Source organism: Halobaculum halobium (genome assembly GCF_030127145.1).
Classification (GTDB): domain Archaea; phylum Halobacteriota; class Halobacteria; order Halobacteriales; family Haloferacaceae; genus Halobaculum; species Halobaculum halobium.
On sequence record NZ_CP126159.1, the window covers coordinates 21410 to 39033 of the forward strand.

17 protein-coding genes and 1 pseudogene are annotated in these 17624 nt (G+C 63.5%); 9 read left to right on the plus strand and 9 right to left on the minus strand.

Annotation, left to right across the window (positions count from 1 at the left end; all coding sequences use genetic code 11):
• From P0Y41_RS15105 to P0Y41_RS15115, 3 genes are read right to left on the minus strand one after another with little or no spacing between them, the layout of a single operon-like run.
• Entirely contained in the window at positions 1-792 is a 792-nt protein-coding gene (locus tag P0Y41_RS15105) for a hypothetical protein (protein ID WP_284063644.1), read from the minus strand.
• On the minus strand, positions 789-1622 hold the full coding sequence (locus tag P0Y41_RS15110; protein ID WP_284063645.1) for an FtsZ/tubulin family protein: 834 nt from the start codon (positions 1620-1622) through the stop codon (positions 789-791). Before P0Y41_RS15110 ends, P0Y41_RS15105 begins: the two co-directional genes overlap by 4 nt.
• A gap of 22 nt (positions 1623-1644) precedes the next feature.
• A complete protein-coding gene (locus tag P0Y41_RS15115) occupies positions 1645-3492 on the minus strand; it encodes a hypothetical protein (RefSeq protein WP_284063646.1) in 1848 nt (615 codons plus the stop codon).
• A 398-nt stretch (positions 3493-3890) separates the two neighbouring features.
• On the opposite strand from P0Y41_RS15115, the gene P0Y41_RS15120 reads away from it, so the two are divergent.
• The 4 genes from P0Y41_RS15120 to P0Y41_RS15135 are packed head-to-tail and all read left to right on the plus strand — an operon-like array spanning position 3891 to position 8116.
• Positions 3891-4529, plus strand: coding sequence for a nitrous oxide reductase accessory protein NosL (locus P0Y41_RS15120; RefSeq protein WP_284063608.1), 639 nt, complete (start codon positions 3891-3893; stop codon positions 4527-4529).
• Positions 4530-4539: 10 nt separating this feature from the next.
• Complete coding sequence (locus tag P0Y41_RS15125) at positions 4540-6498, plus strand: right-handed parallel beta-helix repeat-containing protein (protein WP_284063609.1); 1959 nt, start codon at positions 4540-4542, stop codon at positions 6496-6498.
• Positions 6495-7307 carry an ABC transporter ATP-binding protein gene (locus P0Y41_RS15130; RefSeq protein ID WP_284063610.1) on the plus strand — a complete coding sequence of 271 codons (813 nt, stop codon included), beginning with the start codon at positions 6495-6497 and terminating at the stop codon, positions 7305-7307. Before P0Y41_RS15125 ends, P0Y41_RS15130 begins: the two co-directional genes overlap by 4 nt.
• Complete coding sequence (locus P0Y41_RS15135) at positions 7304-8116, plus strand: copper ABC transporter permease (protein ID WP_284063647.1); 813 nt, start codon at positions 7304-7306, stop codon at positions 8114-8116. The genes P0Y41_RS15130 and P0Y41_RS15135 overlap by 4 nt, the downstream gene beginning before the upstream one ends.
• Before the next feature lie 416 nt (positions 8117-8532).
• Here P0Y41_RS15135 and P0Y41_RS15140 read toward each other — a convergent pair whose 3' ends face one another.
• Both P0Y41_RS15140 and P0Y41_RS15145 read right to left on the minus strand, forming a co-directional pair.
• Positions 8533-9459 (minus strand): sulfurtransferase, encoded by a 927-nt coding sequence (locus P0Y41_RS15140; protein ID WP_284063612.1) that lies wholly within the window; start codon positions 9457-9459, stop codon positions 8533-8535.
• On the minus strand, positions 9456-10175 hold the full coding sequence (locus P0Y41_RS15145) for a helix-turn-helix domain-containing protein (protein WP_321170870.1): 720 nt from the start codon (positions 10173-10175) through the stop codon (positions 9456-9458). Before P0Y41_RS15145 ends, P0Y41_RS15140 begins: the two co-directional genes overlap by 4 nt.
• Positions 10176-10328: 153 nt before the next feature.
• On the opposite strand from P0Y41_RS15145, the gene P0Y41_RS15150 reads away from it, so the two are divergent.
• Positions 10329-10568, plus strand: coding sequence for a hypothetical protein (locus tag P0Y41_RS15150; RefSeq protein ID WP_284063614.1), 240 nt, complete (start codon positions 10329-10331; stop codon positions 10566-10568).
• Positions 10569-10683: 115 nt separating this feature from the next.
• Here the strand turns inward: P0Y41_RS15150 and P0Y41_RS15155 are convergent, their stop codons facing one another.
• The 3 genes and pseudogenes from P0Y41_RS15155 to P0Y41_RS15165 all read right to left on the minus strand — a co-directional run bounded on the left by P0Y41_RS15155 (position 10684) and on the right by P0Y41_RS15165 (position 13357).
• Positions 10684-10929 carry a hypothetical protein gene (locus tag P0Y41_RS15155; protein WP_284063615.1) on the minus strand — a complete coding sequence of 82 codons (246 nt, stop codon included), beginning with the start codon at positions 10927-10929 and terminating at the stop codon, positions 10684-10686.
• A 1-nt stretch (position 10930) separates the two neighbouring features.
• Positions 10931-11932 (minus strand): cytochrome d ubiquinol oxidase subunit II, encoded by a 1002-nt coding sequence (gene cydB, locus P0Y41_RS15160; protein WP_284063616.1) that lies wholly within the window; start codon positions 11930-11932, stop codon positions 10931-10933.
• A pseudogene (locus P0Y41_RS15165) lies at positions 11925-13357 on the minus strand (cytochrome ubiquinol oxidase subunit I). The gene cydB and the pseudogene P0Y41_RS15165 overlap by 8 nt, the downstream one beginning before the upstream one ends.
• A 286-nt stretch (positions 13358-13643) precedes the next feature.
• On the opposite strand from P0Y41_RS15165, the gene P0Y41_RS15170 reads away from it, so the two are divergent.
• The 4 genes from P0Y41_RS15170 (at position 13644) to P0Y41_RS15185 (ending at position 16660) form a co-directional block, all read left to right on the plus strand.
• Positions 13644-15407 (plus strand): cbb3-type cytochrome c oxidase subunit I, encoded by a 1764-nt coding sequence (locus tag P0Y41_RS15170; protein WP_284063618.1) that lies wholly within the window; start codon positions 13644-13646, stop codon positions 15405-15407.
• Positions 15407-15799, plus strand: a complete 393-nt coding sequence (locus tag P0Y41_RS15175; RefSeq protein ID WP_284063619.1) for a DUF7541 family protein — start codon at positions 15407-15409, stop codon at positions 15797-15799. The genes P0Y41_RS15170 and P0Y41_RS15175 overlap by 1 nt, the downstream gene beginning before the upstream one ends.
• An 83-nt stretch (positions 15800-15882) precedes the next feature.
• Positions 15883-16062: a DUF8073 family membrane protein gene (locus P0Y41_RS15180; protein WP_284063620.1), complete on the plus strand. Its 180-nt coding sequence runs from the start codon at positions 15883-15885 to the stop codon at positions 16060-16062.
• A gap of 73 nt (positions 16063-16135) precedes the next feature.
• Positions 16136-16660 (plus strand): hypothetical protein, encoded by a 525-nt coding sequence (locus P0Y41_RS15185; protein WP_284063621.1) that lies wholly within the window; start codon positions 16136-16138, stop codon positions 16658-16660.
• 148 nt (positions 16661-16808) lie between these two features.
• On the opposite strand, the gene P0Y41_RS15190 is transcribed toward P0Y41_RS15185, so the two are convergent.
• Positions 16809-17495, minus strand: coding sequence for a DsbA family protein (locus P0Y41_RS15190; RefSeq protein WP_284063622.1), 687 nt, complete (start codon positions 17493-17495; stop codon positions 16809-16811).
• Between the last annotated feature and the right edge of the window lie 129 nt (positions 17496-17624).

The window sequence follows — 17624 nt, forward strand, 5'->3', positions numbered from 1 at the left end:
TCACAGCATGTTGGACCGGCCGAGGCAGTCGAACAGCGGCTGCACCTCGTTCCACACGTCGCGGATGTCCTCCGCCTGCACGCTCTGGCCCTCGTCCTTCAGGCGCTTGGCGTGCTCGTACATTGACTCCAGCGACGGCATTCGGGGGTTCCACAGCGTCCCCCACATGAACACGTCGTCGAGGTACGGGATGACGAGCTGGTTCACCTGCACGTCCACGGTTTCGACGCCCGAACGAGTGCCGGCGTCGAGGAACTCCTCGCCGTTGAGGATTTCCTGGAGCGTCCCGTCGGTGACGTACTCGGAGATGTCCGACATCTGCTCCTCCGGCCCGTAGATCATGAAGTTGCCGCCCCACGCCGTCGAGGGATCGAAGTCCGCGAGCCGGTTTTGCAACAGCGTGTTACGCGCGAGCAGTTCGAGGCTGGACTCCGAGATGTCGTCCGAACGGAGGCGTCCCAGCGCGGGCGCGAGCACGACCGCCGGGCGTTCCTCGGGCGCCATGTCGTGCGGGTACTTGTCTTCGACCAACCGGAAGCTGTCGGCCACGTCGAAGACGCTCCCGCGGATGCTCATCGTCGCATCGCGGTCAGTGAGCTGCGGCGTCGAGGACATGGTAAACGCTTCGAGAAACGCCACGAGCGGCTTATTGAGGTCCGAGAACTCGGGCGGGTTGTACCGGTCGATTCCCTCGATCCGCGGGTGGATGTCGGTGCTCGCTTGGCGGAGGTGGTCGTTGTTGAACGGGATGATCGCGTCGGCCGACCGCGAGATGCGCGACAGGCCGATCACGCCGTTCGTCTTCGCGCGGCCGCCGACGGCGGACTGTTGACCCCTTCCGACGGGATGACGACCGAGCTGAGAATCGCCTGGTCGATGACGAGGCCCGACTCTTGGACCTCCTCTCGGAGCTTCTCGGCGATGACCGGCGTCGCGCCGCACCCGGTTCCTTTCGTGACGCTGTGGACGAGCATCACCGCTTGCGCGTCGCGGATGTCCTGACTCGTCATGTCCCAGCGGTCGCGGAAGGGGTTGCTTCCGTCGGCGAAATCGGCCTCGGCAACCTTCGCGCCGTTGCTCCATCGGTATCCCATCCCGCTGTACCCGTGTTTGCCGAACCCGATGATCGAGTTCGACAGCAGGTCGTTTCGGGAGTACTCTTTCAGCTCCTTCGTGTAGTAAGTCTGTTCCAACTCTGCGATGTTGGTGTTGAGCAGGCCGTAGCCCGCGAGCCCGCCCTGCCAGATTCGGGCGCGGTCCTCGTGGTTGCGCGCGAGCGTGTCGCGGCGCATCAACACGGCGTCGACGATGTTGTTCCCCGCGCCGCCGATCCCGATCAGGAACCACTTGCGACCGTACATCTCGCCGTCGTCGTCCATCGATACCGGGCCGAGGTCATCGGCGCCGCCCGGGTCACCCGGAGCGTCACCGCCCGAGGGATCGGGGCCGTCGGCGTCGGCGACCGCGTCCGCGCCGTCCTCGAACAGGCCCGCGAACCGGTCACCGTAGATGGCTCGGACCGATGGCTGCGCGTCACCGTGAGCGTGCAGCAGGTGTTCTTCGATGGTATCTGTCTCCCAGTCCGCCGGTTCGGTGTAACATATCTCGCAAGATTCGGTCATTTTGTATACTCAGTGGATACGGTTACGTGTACTTTTCGCGGAAGCGCCGGTGCGCCGTCGACATGGATCGCTCGATCGACGCCCCGTCCGCGGGCGTGAACTCGATGAACCCGGGCGGTTCGGGGCTCTGTAAGTCGACGGCCTCGAACAGATCGGACTGCCGCCCGGCGAATCGCTCGACGTTGACGAGCACGTCCGGCGTCGCGACCGCCTCCGGGAGGTCTTCGAGCCGGAACTGGACGATCCGGTCGTCGCCGTCGGCGGCACGCTCGAACTCGCGGAACGCGTACAACACGCCGTCGACGACCTCCTCCGGCGAGGCGACGCGAACCGACTCTCGCCCCGAACCGGTCCCGACAGTGTCGGGCTCGTTCGATGGACCGTCGCGATCGCCGGTGTCGCCCGAATCGAGGTCGTTCACAGCGTCTACTTCGGTTGATGATTCCGACTCGCCTGCGACCGCGTCGTACGTGAACGTGATTCGACCGCCGGCAGCGTCGATAGTCGCGTCGACGCCGTCGTACCCGGCCCTGATGGCGGGAAGGATCGCCTCGAGGTATCCGTCGGGTATCTCCGTTGGGATCGAAACGGTGGCGTGACGAGCGTCGATCGTCGCCTCCAGTGTCGACACCAACTCGGCCGTCGTGACGAGCGTCGCCGCCTGCGTGGCGGCGTCCTCGGCGGTCGACAGCGCGTCTTCGAACTGGCAGTCGTGCAGGGATTCGCGCGCGCTATCGAGTTTCGATCGGACGTCGCGTGCGCCGACGAGATCGGGGTCGCGTCCGGCGAGCAACACCTCGTCGATCCGATCTCGGAAGGGAACATCCATCGCTCCGATCTGTTCGTCGAGCGTGTCGAGGCGGGCCTCGGTCGTCGAAATCGCTTCGACGACTGGCGCCTCCCGCTCGCGGACGTGCGCTCGGACACGCTGCCGGTGCGCGTCGACCGCCTCGACCGCCGCGGCGACGGCGCCAAACGAGTTGGCTGTCCGCGTCAGCGACTCGAGTTCCTCGTCGACGTGATCGAGGTGGACTGCGTCCGCACCGCCTGGGATCGACACCTCGCGGTGCTTCGTCGGGAGGTTGACTGTTCGGTAGCGGTCGCCGTATTCGGAGCTGACGATGAACTCACCGTATTCAGTTCGGATACCGCTGGCGAGCGCCTGCCGGAGGCGCTCGGTGAGCTCTTCGATTCGGGCGTCCGGATCGACGCCGTCGATCTCCGACTCGACGCCGGCACGGGCTGCCTGGGCCGCCTCGCCGTCGGACATCGACCGGATCTCGGCGATGTCTTCGTCAATCCCGTCCAGGCGAGCGCGGAACTCATCGGCTCCCTCTCGAACGTCGCGAACGCCGCCGGGAGCGACGTTCGAGAGCGTTTCGAGCCCCTCGAATCGCGTGTCGAAATCGGTGTTGAACGCGGACCGGCGATTCGCGAGGTCAGCCTCCAGCCGTCCGAGGTCGTCGCCGGTCTCCTCGAGTACTACCTCATTCCACGGGTACGTCCCGACAGCGACCAACTGTAGCGCGGCCGCGCACACCGGAACAGCGTAGAACGCACCGAGCTGGACGAGCGGGATATCAGCCGAAGTCAGCGGTGCGTACACGCCGAAAAACAGCGCGAAGAACAACACCGACGAGAGCGTGGCTGCCCCGTAGGCAGCCTCTCTGTGTTCGACGACCAGCATCGCTGCTCCCTGCGCGGCCCACGCAAGCGCGATAAGCAGGAACAACCCCATTACGACCGCCGAACTGTTCTTGAAAACCACCGCCGCCTCGAACAGCACCGGGATAGACAACACCGGCTCGGCGATGGGCGTGAGTCCCGCAGAGCTCGACGTGTAGCCGAACAGCGCCAACAGTGTTTGCACGAGCGCGATCACGAGGGGAACGCCCGCCGCTCCCCAGGCGATCGTTTGTCCGTGCGCGGTTCTGGCATATACTACCAGCCACACACGGGCACACGTATAAAACAGTTGACCGTATTTTTCGGATCTGAGAGTTGAGAGAAAACTGAGTCTCTGCGGAGTGCTCATCGGGAGCGGCCGTTATTGGTCGAAATAGGCGTCTCCTACCAGTCAGACACGGACCGTTGGTTACCGAGACCGAGCCAATCATGATCACTGGCCCAGTTTTTCTCGTGACACCTTCTCCGTTCAAAATGGAGCCTGTCCGTGCCGAGTTAGAAGTGCGAGATGCACACTGCTCAGCGGGAAAGTTGTCGTACGCCAACCGTCGCGCTTTCATTGACCGGTACCAAGGTGCAGGTATGGTCTCACGCAACTCGGCGGGCGACGGAGATAACTTGGGTGAGGAACGAACCCACGAATCTCTTTCCGACGGGAGCGTCTCCCGCCGAACCGTCCTCTCGGGCGCGGTTGCAGCCGGAGTCGTCTCGATTGCTGGCTGTGCGGGGACAGGGGGCGGTGGCGCCGATTCCGCTCCCGACGCAGTGACACTCTCGGAGGACGCGACGTGCGACGTGTGTGGAATGGTCATATCGAAGCATCCGGGTCCGAGTAGCGAGGCGTTCTACGAGGACCAGGAACCGAACGGACATGCGAACCCGGCACGCTTCGACAGTACGTGGGAGGCGTTCCAGTTCGACTACGAGCGCGAAGGCTGGACTCGTACGTCATTTTACGTCACCGACTACTCGGCGGTCGACTATGAAATCCGAACTGACGGTGACCAGCAGCTCATCTCCCGGCACGTCGAGGCGTCGACGTTCGTATCCGCCGACTCGGTCACGTTCGTGGCCGATTCGGCTGTCGTCGGGACTATGGGAGCCGATCTCATCGGATTCTCCGAGCAAGCAGACGCGGAGGCGTTCCGATCGGAATACGGTGGCGAGTTGGTTACTGCTGACGAGGTGACGAAAACTCTGATCGGTCAACTTGGGAAGTAGAGACCCGTCGATGTACGCACGAGCAGCTGTGATCGCCGTCGCGCTGTCGGCACTGGTGTTGGGCAGTTCTTTCGCCGTCCCTGTCGGCGTCGGCGATTCGGTTGGTCCGGTGCCGTTCGAGGACACCGTATCTCTCGGAATGACCAGCACCACGCTCAGGGCCGCCGACGCGGAGGGAGTAGCGTTACCGAAGGTAGAAGTGTTCTACGCGGAGTACGAGTACGTGATCGGGTACTACGGGGTCGAATCGTATCTCGCTGAGCACCGCCGAACCGGCCACGACCGGCAGTTCGGGCAGCCGCTGGCGGTGTTCGTAACCGATTACGCGGGAACGAACGTCTCGCTCACCGAACGCGGCTATCCCGTCGTAGACACGAACACGGACCCGTCGTTCGTGCGCGCCAGTGATGCGTACGTCGTAATCGGGAGCGAGGCACGAACCGCGACGGGGTCTCTTGCCATGCCGTTCTCCGATCGTGAGGCCGCCAGCGAGTTCACCGAACGCTACGGCGGCGAGGTGATCCCCTGGGATGGCGTCGACGAAGCGGTTGAGGCCTCCAACCCGATCACCCGCGAGCGCTACGAAGCGACTGTCGACGAGCGCATGCAGTGGGCGGATCGTGCGGTCGAGGCGACACGGCCGCTCCGTGAGCGCCCAGTTACCGTGACGGTGGGCGAGGACGTGCCGACGCTACAGGCGGCGGTGGAGGCTGCGCCGCCGAACACCACAGTGTTGCTGCCGCCGGGTGAGTACGCAGTCGATGAGGTCATCGTGAACAAGTCGGTCACGATCAGAGGTGCCGGCGTCGCAACACACATCCGCGGCGACGGTAACGGATCGGTCCTCCACATGAACGCGAGTCACGCGGCCGTGACCGATCTCCGGATCTCGGGCGTCGGCTCGGTCGGCAGTCCAGAACGGTCCGCCAACACTTCCAGCGATTGGTCGGAATCCGTCGAACTCGCGTACGGCCGCGGAGACGCCGCAATTCGGCTGGACGGTGCCGACGGCGCGCTCGTGGAGAATATCGTGATCGACACGCCAGCGAGTGGAATTATCTCCAGAGCCGCGGATGGAGCTGTCGTACAGAACATCACGCTCCGTGGCGCAGCCGCCCCCGAAAACGGGTTTATGGGCGTCGTTGCGATGTACGCGCCGGTTGTCGTTGAGAACAGCAGCTTCCACGGCGGTCGGGACGCCGTCTACACCCACCGTGCACACGAGACTGTAATACGGAACAACGAGATGGCCGATGCCCGGTTCGGCGTCCATTTGATGTACACATCGCGGACGCTCGTTGCGAACAATGAGATTCACAACGAATCCGTGGGCGTGATCGTCATGACGCGTCCCACCGGAAATCTCGTCGTCGGAAACCGCGTGTCTGCCACGCGCACCGGCATCAGCACTGTCGGGGCAGACTCATACTACGCGGAGAACGTCCTGACCGACAACAAGTGGGGGATGACTGTATCGGGAACCGGCTCGCTGTACACTCGAAACACGATCGTGAACAACACATACGGCCTACGTGGGTCGTCACTGCTACCGACGAATCTCGTGACGCACAATGACGTGGTCGACAATGAATATCCCGTCGACTCGTATCTGGGCGCGTTGCGCGTGTGGACCGTCGACGGTGAGGGCAACTACTGGGGTCGGCTCCCCGGCGCGGACCGCGACGGCGACGGGACCGTAGAACGGCCGTACCGCCCGTCGGGGGCGATTGACAGTCGCCTCCACTCAACGCCCGGCGCGTGGACGCTCGCCCGGTCACCCGCGGTCGCGCTAACGCGGGGGCTTGCGAGTTCTGTTCCCGGGCTCCGGGCAACGGGTGTCGTTGACACGGCGCCGCTGACCGCGCCGGTTCGACCGGACGTGCTCACGACAGTACGCACAAACGAGAGTGACGCTCCCAACGAGACCAGCGCCAACGCGTCCGGTAGTGCCACGGAGGTGCCGACGTGACCGACTCAGTCGTCTCGCTGTCCGACGTGCACATGAGCTTTGGTGACGTGACCATCGTTGACGACTGCTCGGTGTCGATCGAGTCTGGCGAACTTGTCGCGCTTGTCGGTCCAAACGGCTCCGGTAAAACGACGTTTCTCGAACTGCTTACTAGCATTCGACAACCAAATTCGGGGACCGTCTCTCGACCGACTCCGCAATCTCGTCGGCTGTCCGAGGGGACCGAGGACCGTCGCGACGTTGCGTACCTCCCGCAGTCGCCGTCGTTCCGACCGGGATTCACTGCGGCGGAAACACTCCAATTCTACGCGTCGCTGGCCGGGACCTCGGTCGACCCCGAAGCCGCGTTGGGTCGGGTCGGGCTCGCATCGGCGACTGACCGCCGCGTCGGGGCGCTCTCCGGCGGGATGACGCGTCTGCTCGGGATCGCCCAAGCGCTCGTAGGGGATCCGCCGCTTGTCGTACTGGACGAACCCACAAGCGGACTCGACCCCGAGATGGCCGATCACATCTTCGCGACAGCCCGCGACGTCGTAGACGAGGACCGAGCACTCGTCGTCGCGAGTCACGATCTTGCAGGCGTCGAGCGGGTCGCCGATCGCGTCATGGTACTCGCCGACGGCGAGATAACGCTCGACGGATCGCCGGCGGAGCTCCGATCGGAGATGGGCGCGGAAACGCTGCGCGACGTATTCTCCGGATTGGCGACGAGTCGTGATCACGATCGGGTCGTCCCACCGGCGAAGGCGGCGACAACTGACGGTTCGCCACCGACTGACACGGCGGAGTCAGAGGTGTCGAAGCGATGAGTCGCCGCTCGCGGACGGCAGCGGTTTTCGACCGCGAGCTTCGAACGCTCGTCCGAACGCGGTCGTTACTCGCGGTCGCAGCCGCGTTCGCGTTGATCGTGATCGCCGTCGCTGGTGGGGCAGTCGGCGCGCCTGGCGGGTACGTTTCGCTCACGTTGGACTTGCTGACTGTGGTCGAAGTCCTTGTGCCGGTGTTGTCGTTCGGAATCGTGTACCGCTCGATCCGAGGGGACGCAGAGCGGTCAGAGCTCGACGTGATACGGACGTATCCCATTTCGCGGGTGGAGTACGTCGTCGGCGTCTATCTTGGCCGGACGTTCGGGGTGCTTGCAGTTGTTTCGGCGTCACTGGCGGTTGCTGGCGCGCTCGCATCGTTCGCCTCGCCCAGCGCTGCCTCGTTCCTCGCAACCCACTCAGCGGGCGACTCACCGATTGTATTCGTTCGCTTCGTCGCCCTCGCGATGTTGTACGCGCTGACCGTCTCGGCGGTGATCACTGCCGCCTCCGCGGCCGCGCGGACCACCAGAGAGGCGCTCGCGGTCGGTGTCGCCCTCGTCGTAGCTGTCGCCGTCGGCCTCGATCTCGCGATCGTCGGGCTCCTCTCCGGCGGCGTCGTCGGTGGCGGTCTCGAGGCGTTACTCGGAGTGAGCCCGGCCGCGTTCCGCGGGCTCGTGATCGAACTCGCGGTCGCGCCGGCCTTGGCGTCGCCGCCACCGATTCCGGCGGCGTCACCGGCTGTGAGTCTTTTCGGACTTGCCGGCTGGACAGCAATATCGCTGGGTATCGCTTGCCTCGCTGTCTGGCGATAACACCGCTTCGACGATTTGGGTCGACGGTGTTCAAAACGGTGGACACAGCACCATCCGGTTTCGGACCGTAGCGAACCGTGGCTGATCGACACCGACGAACCACCGCCGGGCGCCGGGGTCCCGGAAGTGCTCCGTGACGAGACGAACTCCGCGGGCAGATCCCGTCCCGAGCGCCGAGCGGTTGTCCGAGGAGGATTGGGAACCGACTAACGGTGTACGTGTAGTGTTGGGGCCCACCGTATGAACATAGAACACCAGTGGCTCACCCAGATCACTAACTACTCAGTGCTGCTCATCGACGGCCTGTTGATGTGAGCATTTCACACCTGAACATATCGCCACTGCGTGGTTCTCGGCGGTGGTGTGAGTCTGCTTCGATTCGTAGTCGTCAGATCCAGGCGGTACCTCACGTCAGTTCACTCTCCGACTTCGATCGGAACCCCGATCAAATTACCCCATTCAGTCCAGGACCCGTCGTAGTTGCGTACGTGTTCGTACCCGAGCAACTCTTCGAGCACGAACCAGGTGACCGACGAGCGCTCACCGATCCGGCAGTAGACGATCACGGTGTCGTCGGGATCGATCCCGCGTGACTCGTACACCGCTCGGAGATCGTCCGGCGATTTGAACCTGCCGTCCGGGCGGACGTTCTCCGCCCAGAAGACGTTCGTCGCCCCCGGGATGTGGCCGCCGCGCAGTGCACCCTCATCAATCCCCGGCGGCTTCGTGATGTCGCCGCGGAACTCCTCCGGGAGGCGGACGTCGATAAACACCGTCTCTGGATGAGTGTTGAGCGCCTCGCGTACGTCCTCGCGATATGCTCGCACCGCAGGCCTGGCTGGGGGATCGAGCGTGCCTCCGTACTCCACAGTCGGAGGGGAAACCTGTTCGGTCGTGATTGGGTAGTCGTAGTCAGTCCAGTACTCACGGCCGCCATCCATAATCCGGACGTCGGGGTGACCGTAGTAGGTGAGCTGCCAGTAGAAGTGCGTCGCAAACCAGTTCGAATTGTCGCCGTAGACCACGACGGTCGTGTCCGCGGTGATCCCACACGATCCGAGGAACGACTCCATTTCACGAGGTCCAAGGATATCGTGGGAATCGGCCGATCGAAGGTCGGTCCGCCAATCGACGTCCACGGCGCCCGGCGCGTGCCCGGTCTCGTAAAACGCCGTGTTAACGTCGACTTCAAGCAGCCGCATGTCGGAGTCGGCGGCGGCGAACTGGCCCAGTCGGGCGTCAACCCAATCAGGGCTGACCAGTACGTCTACTGGATACTGTGTCTCTGCCGATGCGTCGGTTCGCGTTCGATTGGCGTCGTCTGGTGGGTTCTCGGCGGTCATAGTTGCTGGTTTGCGAATCGTTTCGCCAGCTCCGCGGTCGCTCGTCGGAGCCGATACGACACGGTCGAACGGGGTAGTTCAAGTTCCTCGGCGAGTTCGTCGAGCGTCACCTCACGGGGCGTTTCGAAGTAGCCGCGGTCGACAGATACCTTCAGGATCTCGCGCTGCTCCGCGCGGATGTCCGCTCGGGAGAGCAGCCCGCTTTCCCAGTTAGTGACCTCGATCAGATGCTTAAACGAGAACGACAGCCCTTCCCCGAGTTTTGCGGACAGCGTGTCATACAGGAGACCGATCTTCGAGTCGTCTTGCACAAGCACGCGCCACCGCACCGTATCGCCGGTCCGGGTCTGCTCGAAGAGGACACCACCGTCGATGTATTTCGCGGCTATCAACGGGACAGCTTCGCAGTAGTCTACCTCAGAAACGTAGGTGTACGTGACCCGCCGCCGCTGTTCCTCAGTGAGGAGGCTCGTCGTTCGGGTCGAATTACACTCCCGACCGCTGATCGACTCGCGCTCGACGGACTCGTCCAACAGCAGGTCGTCGACGGCCGCGAGGTCAGCAGGGTCTCCCGTTACCGATTCCAGCGTCCATAGTTCCGAAGGGTCGAGACACGAGTATATCGCCTCAGACCGCAGCGAATCGCGATCCATGAACAGGTCGACGTACTCATCGGCTCCGGCGTCATACGTTATTTCGAACGTGAAGTCGTACATCAGCAGGTGAGTTTGTGGGTGCCGACCAGCGTCGTCTGCCACGGCTGTGACAGCGGCGATCTGGTGGAGTTCATTGATCGTGTCTCGGTGCGTGAGCCGGTTGGCTCTCGACAACACTCCCGATATGGGTTCCAGAGACGTACCGTGTCTCGTATGGAAGTTCCAAACCCAACCACCGGGGTAGTTGGTGCGCTCCGGAGCCACCTACTGGTCCCCGCATTCGTCGCGCTCGTCGCCGGCGTCGGCGGCGTCGTCTTCGGGTTCTCCCACGACGACGTCGTCACCGCGCTGGGTGCGTTATTGTTCATCCCGAGCGCGTTGCTATTGTTCGGCATCGTTGCCAAGCGCCATGAGATCGGCCCGTTCGGCTCCACCTCACGTCGGACGGACTGACGGCTATCTGCGCTCCGTTCGATGGACTTCAGTTCGGTTCCGCTTCGAACCCCGCGCCTGTACTGGTTCATCAACTGTGTTTCAGAGGCTGAGCAACCACTGCGAGCTGCCTCGGTCACGTTCCACCTCGGATCCGTGCGGCCACGAGTCGGTCGACGTTGTACATGACCACCGCAACTGACCCCAGTATCGTCGCGAGGTAGACGATCAACTGGGGCGGTCCGGAGGCGGCGCCGCCCAGCGCGGCGCCCACGAACCCGACAACGAGCAGCTCTGCCCACGTGATTAGCACGCGCGACAGCAGCAGCGTCCCAACTGGCGAGACACGCTCAACTGTCCCAGTCCTGGATTTATCACTCATATTAGTACGCCTCCTCTGCCGATATCGGCCCGCTGAACGCCGAGTACAGCACGACAAAGTACGTCGCCACGAGCGGCAACAAAAGCGCCGCGCCGATCGACATGAGATTCAGCGGCAGCGTCGAGACGATCGCGTCGGCGACGGTGAGGTTCGCGGCGGGGTCGACGCTCGGGTACATGACCACCGCGACGACCGCAATGAGCCCGTACGTTAGACCCGCAGCTGCAGCGAGCGCAGCGAGGTTCGACCCGCGTCGGAGCGTGACCACGTAGCCGCCCGCGAGCACGATCGAAGCGACGACGAGTCCGATCACCGGTGCCGTCAACAGCGCGTCGACGCCGGCGGGGAGCCGAACTGCGAGGACCCCGAGCGTCAGTATTACCGAGAGCAGATACGCCGCGACTGCGCCGGTACCGATCCGCCGCACGGATTCCGGAAGCGCGCTTTGAGCCTTCAACCGTAGGAACGCGGCTCCGGAGACGACTGTCAGTGCCGTCACGGTAACCCCGACGACGACGCCAACGAGCGTGAATGACCGAGGGCTTCCGGCGAGCCAGTTGCCCGCGAATGCGCCGAGGAGAAATGGCGCGAGGACGCTCCCGGCAACGAACGATCGGCCCCACCAGCGCTGCCACCGTTCGTCGTGGCGCTGTTCGTACATCTCCGGAGCGAGCCCACGGAGGATGAGCGCGCCGAGGATCCCAAACATGAGGAGGTAGTGGCGGCTGAACAGGTTGGCATACACCGACGGAAATGCGGCGAACAACGCACCCCCGAAGACCACGAGCCACACCTCGTTTCCGTCCCAGAACGGGCCGATAGCAGAGAGGACCGTTTCGCGCGCTTCGTCGTCGTCGAGCGTCGCGAATATCGCGCCCGCGCCGAAGTCGAACCCATCGAGAAACAGAAACGTCCCCAGCATAGCGAACACCAGCGCGAACCACAGCTCCGGCAGCGGCAAACCGAACAGCGGCCCCGCCGCGAGCGTCTCGACGCTAGTCATCGCTGGATACCCCCGCAGGAGTCTCCTGGTCGGGCGTCGGATCCGGCATCGACTCGATTTCATCGCTGCCGGGCGGGCCATTCCGGATGATCCGGGCAACAACGTACGTGTACAACGCGAGTAGCGTGGTGTAGACGCCGACGAAGCCGGCGAGCGTGATCGCCGCCTCGGTCCCAGTTAGTCCAGGCGAAACGCCCTCACTCGTCTTGAGTACCCCCTGGATCACCCACGGCTGGCGGCCAACTTCGGTGACGATCCAGCCGAGTTCGACCGCGACGATCCCGAGCAGACTCGAGCCCATCAACGCCTTGTGCAGGAGCCCGTCTTCGAATAACCCACCCGTGAACCACCGGTAGCCGCCCCAGAACGCCAGCAGGATGAACCAAAAGCCCATCCCGACCATGGCTCGGAAGGACCAGAACACGATAGCGACGGGCGGCGCTTCCGAGTCGAAGGAGTTCAGCCCCCGTATCTCCGCGGTCGGGTCTCCCCGCCAGCGAGCCAGGACGCGCCGCCGGGAATCCCGATACCGAACAGTTCCTTCGCTCGCGGGTCGGTTAGCTGACTCAGGTCCGTCGGTATCGCGAAGATGTACTCGGGGACGTACGCCTCGGTATCCCAGACGGCCTCCATCGCAGCGAACTTCTGCGGCTGCGTCTCGTACACGTGACGGGCGTACAGATCGCCTTGTAACACCTGCAGCGGCGCGGTGATCAACAGTGCGACGAGCGCGATCTTGAGCGTCTTCTGCCAGAACGCGATATGTTCGACGGGGTAGCCCCACACGTGGTGGCGGTAAACGTAGTAGGCTGCGACGCCCGCCATGAACAGCGCGACCGACTCGACTGCCGCGTTCTGCATGTGGACGAACATGAACCCAAATCGCGGGTTTAGATACGCCGCTATCGGGTCGACCAAGTGGACGATCGTCTGGCCGTTCTCGGTGGCGACTTCGTAGCCCCGTGGGGTTTGCATCCACGAGTTCGCGATGAGGATCCAAACGGCCGACAACCACGTCCCGAGACCGACCGCCACGCTGGAGATCATGTACAGCCGGTCCGACACCCGCTCGCGCCCGAACACGAAGATCCCGAGGAACGTCGCCTCAAGCATGAACGCCATCATGCCCTCGACGGCGAGCGGACCACCGAACAACTCGCCCGCGGCCGTCGAGAACGCCGCGAAATTCGTCCCGAACTCAAACTCCAGCACGATCCCCGTAACCGTTCCGACGACAAACGAGACCGCGAATATCTTTGTCCAGAAGCGACGCAACTGTTCGTACACGGGATCGCCGCCTCGAACGTCTTTCCACGTGAAGTAGATGAGGAAGGGCGCAAGGCCCATACTCATCACCGGAAAGATGATGTGGACGATCGTTGTCAGGGCGAATTGGAGCCTGCTTGCGATTATGGGGTCGATCATTATTGATATGTCTGGGAGTTGCCGTTACGGTGCTTTCTGCACGAACGTCATAGTTCGGGTCGCTCAATACGAACAACACACTACGGATCGTTAACCACCCGTTTGGCGTAGGACAACTACCGTACCGACGTGATTGTCAGTTGATAGGGCTGCGGTCAGTTCCTTGGTCAATCCCCCCACGCTGAAGCCACACCTCACATTGTCGCAGGACAAACGATCATCCATACTGGGTCCTCCATTGAGCGAACCTATGGACGTTGGGCCACAACTAGCGTTGACTATCCTCATGGGGGCGCTTCTGTTTGGAGTCGCCTTCTGGGTCTCTCGGCTGGAGAACTGGCGGGTTGCATCGACGGCGGCCGACGGCGCCGCTACCGGCGATCGATACGGTCGCGAGAAACCGTCCGGTGTGATCCGGTGGCTTACCACGGTCGACCACAAGGACATCGGGCTCATGTACGGCGTCTACGCCGTCAGCATGTTCGCATGGGCCGGCGGAGCCGCGGTCTTGATGCGTGCTGAGTTGATTACGCCGGAGTCAGATCTCTTCGCGGCCACGTTCTACAACTCGCTGCTGACGACCCACGGTATTGCGATGTTACTGCTGTTCGGGACGCCGATCCTTGCTGCGTTCGGAAACTACCTCATCCCACTGATCATCGGCGCCGACGACATGGCGTTCCCACGCATCAACGCCATCGCATTCTGGCTCCTTCCGTTCGGAACGGTGTTCGTGTTTGCCGGCTTCCTCCCGATCGAGGGACTGATCCCTGCCCAGACGGCATGGACGATGTACCCGCCGCTGTCCGCCGGGATTGGTGCCGGTAATCAGGGGAATGTCGGGGTCGACCTGATGCTGCTGGGGCTGCATCTGACCGGAATCGGCGCGACGATGGGCGCGATCAATTTCATCGTCACCATCTTTACCGAACGCGCCGAGGAGGTAACTTGGGCAAATCTCGATATCTTCTCGTGGACCATTCTAGTGCAGTCTGGACAGATCCTGTTCGCGTTCCCACTGCTGGGCTCTGCGATGATCCTCCTCCTACTCGATCGGAACTTCGGGACGACGTTCTACGCCGTTGACGGAGGCGGCCCGATCCTCTGGCAACACCTGTTCTGGTTCTGGGGCCACCCCGAAGTATACATCCTGATCCTCCCGGCGATGGGGATCATCAGTCTGCTCATTCCCAGGTTCTCTGGGCGCAAGCTGTTCGGATTCAAGTTCGTCGTCTACTCCACGCTAGCGATCGGCGTGCTCTCGTTCGGCGTGTGGGCTCACCACATGTTCACGACGGGCATCGACCCGCGCCTGCGCGGGTCATTCATGGCAGTCACGCTCGCGATCGCGATCCCGTCCGCCGTGAAGACGTTCAACTGGATTACGACGATGTGGGGCGGAACGCTCCGTCTCACGGTGCCGATGCTGTTCAGTATCGGCTTCCTCTCGAACTTCATCATCGGCGGTGTGACGGGCGTGTTCCTCGCTTCGATCCCCGTCGACCTCGTACTCCACGATACCTACTACGTCGTCGGCCACTTCCACTACTTCCTGATGGGCGGGATGGTGTTCGCCGTGTTTGCGGGTATCTACTACTGGTTCCCGCTGTTCACGGGTCGGTGGTACCAGCGCCGTCTCGGGAGAGCGCATTTCTGGCTGACACTCATCGGGACAAACATCACGTTCTTCGCGATGATCCTCCTCGGGTACGGCGGCATGCCCCGCCGGTACGCGAGCTATCTCACACAGTTCACCGACCTCCACCAGATCGCATCGGTCGGCGCACTGTTCATCACTGTCGGGCAGTTGATCTTCCTCTGGAACGTCGTGCAGTCGTGGTTCGAGGGGAAACGCGTCGAGAGCGGCGACCCCTGGGATCTCAAGGCCGACGACGTGTTCACGGAGGAATGGGCGTGGTTCGAACGGCAACGTGAGACAGCACTCACCGACGGCGGCGACGCGGACGGTGAGGCCGTCTCCAACGACGGCCAGCCAACGGCCGAGACCGAGGGCCCGACGCGCGACCGATCAACGGGTGACGACGACTGATGTCAGGTGCGACACCCGAGACGGCCGACGATCGATTCTCCGACGACCATCCGGCCACGTCGGGGCTGTATCACGTGTTCGTCGCGTTCGGCTTCGCCGGCGCCGAGGTCGGCATTGCGCTCGGACTCCCGCTCCTGGCCGCCATCGGACTCACGATGTTCGGGTGGAGTGTGGCCGGGATGCTGGGTGAGACCGGCCTCCTTGAGGCGACCAATCGCGCTCAACATGTCGGGGCCGCCGGGGGCGTGTACGGCCTCGCGGCAGCCGGCCTGGTTGCGCTCGCCAGGCCGGCCGGGATCACGCTCCCGCAGCGTGAGCTCGCCTTCGCCGCCGCTGCCGGTGCACTGATCGCGTTCGCCGGGTACGACGCGGTCCGGCCAGACGGACGCTGACGACTGATTGGTCGCACGGACGCTGATCGTCGATTGGCGTGCGCCAACAGATCCTTTTGGGCATCGGGACCAATAGTGGACGTATGGAAACGCGCCACGCTGTGCTGGCGCTCGTCGCGCTCGTCACGCTGGTGATGGCCGTCCGAGGAGTTGTCGCCGGCCTCAACGGGGACTTCGGGACGGTCGGCCGACAGGTCGGCGTCGGCGGCTTCATCCTCGCGTTCGGCGTAGTATTATACCGAAACTGGGAGGCTGTCGGGTGACTGATCTACGCAGCGTCCGCCCGCGCAACGAGCACGACGCACACGCGAACGCGCGACCACTACTACGACATCGATGAGTGAGACACGACCCTCGACCAGATCTGATGGAACCGCCGAGGAGTTGCCCGACCGACAGGAGTCGATCGCGAGGCGACTCGTTCGCATCATCGGCGTGCAGTTCGGACTCGTGGCCGTCGGACTCCACTTCACGTGGGGACTGCCACGCGCGCTCGTGTACTTCGAAACGGGAACCCTCGCCGACCCGCGGCCGTATCTCTTCGTCGCCTCCGGCATCGCGGTGACGCTCGCACTGCTTGGACTGTACATGGTCCCGGAGTACTTCCCGGAACGTGGGGTGTTCGCGTTCGCCGCGGTCATGATGACGGTGTGGATCGGCGGATACATCTGGTGGCACCTCGGCGGCCACGGCGGTGCGATCCCCGGCGTCGACGGGTACGGGCACCCCGAGTTGGGGAACGTGGCGATCCTATTCTCCGACCAGCACCTGTTCCAGCCGCTGGACTTCGCGACGGTGTCCTCGGAGGTGATAGCGATCACCGCCTATCTGTGGCTGCTGGCGACTGGTGGGTCCTCATAGCTGGGCTCGCTTCTCGAAGGGAACCCGACGGGTGGTCCGAGCCACCGAGACCAACCGGTACTGTCGCTACCGAATCTTGGAGGCTCGACTGGGCTTCGACCGCCGTTCAACTTGCGCGTTTTCGACGACAGACGGCCGATTCGCCTGACTACAGTCCCTCTTCGATTGCCGACGATATCGTCGAGTAGTCGGGTCTGTCGAGGAGAGTTCCGTCGACGAACACGCTGGGGGTAGCCTCTACTCCCCGGTCGAGGCCCGATTCGCGGTCGGCCTCCAACACCGGGCGGTATCGATTGCCGCTCGCGTCGGCCACTACGGTGTCGGGGTCCGCGTCGACGGCACTCGCGAGATCGCGCAGGAGCGACTCGGAGTACGTCGGCGACCCGTCCGACCATCCTTCCTCGAACAGTCGCCCGGTGAACGTGAAGAACGCCTCGTCCCCGACCGTGTTCTGTACCGCTCGCGCGGCGCCGGGAGCCTCCCACGACCAGCGGTCGTCCACCGGGATCGGGAAGTCGTGATGCTCGAATCGTACGTCGCCGGAACCGACGTACTCGTCGACGATTCTCGGCTGGACGTCGACGGCGAACGTCCGACAGTGCGGGCACGCGAAATCCTCGAACACCGCGACCGTCACCGGCGCGTCCTCGTCGCCGTGAACTGGCGTGGGCAGCGATTCGACAGCGTCGGCGGGTACCTCATCGCTCCCGCCGCTACTGCCGCCACCGCCGCCGAGACAGCCGGCGGTGGCGGTTGCCGCAGCCGCAGAGAGCCCGGTGAGGACGGCGCGTCTCGATGGAGAGGTCCGATCGGGCCCGGATATCTGTCGGGTCACACTCGAGAGCCGGACTCCGCGAGCAACACAGTTGTGGTCCGATCCCGGTATTCGAGAGTCGTACCAAACCGTCCGACGGCCCCGGGCGTTCGTCGACGCCAACATCTCGATATCAGGCCGGTAACGACG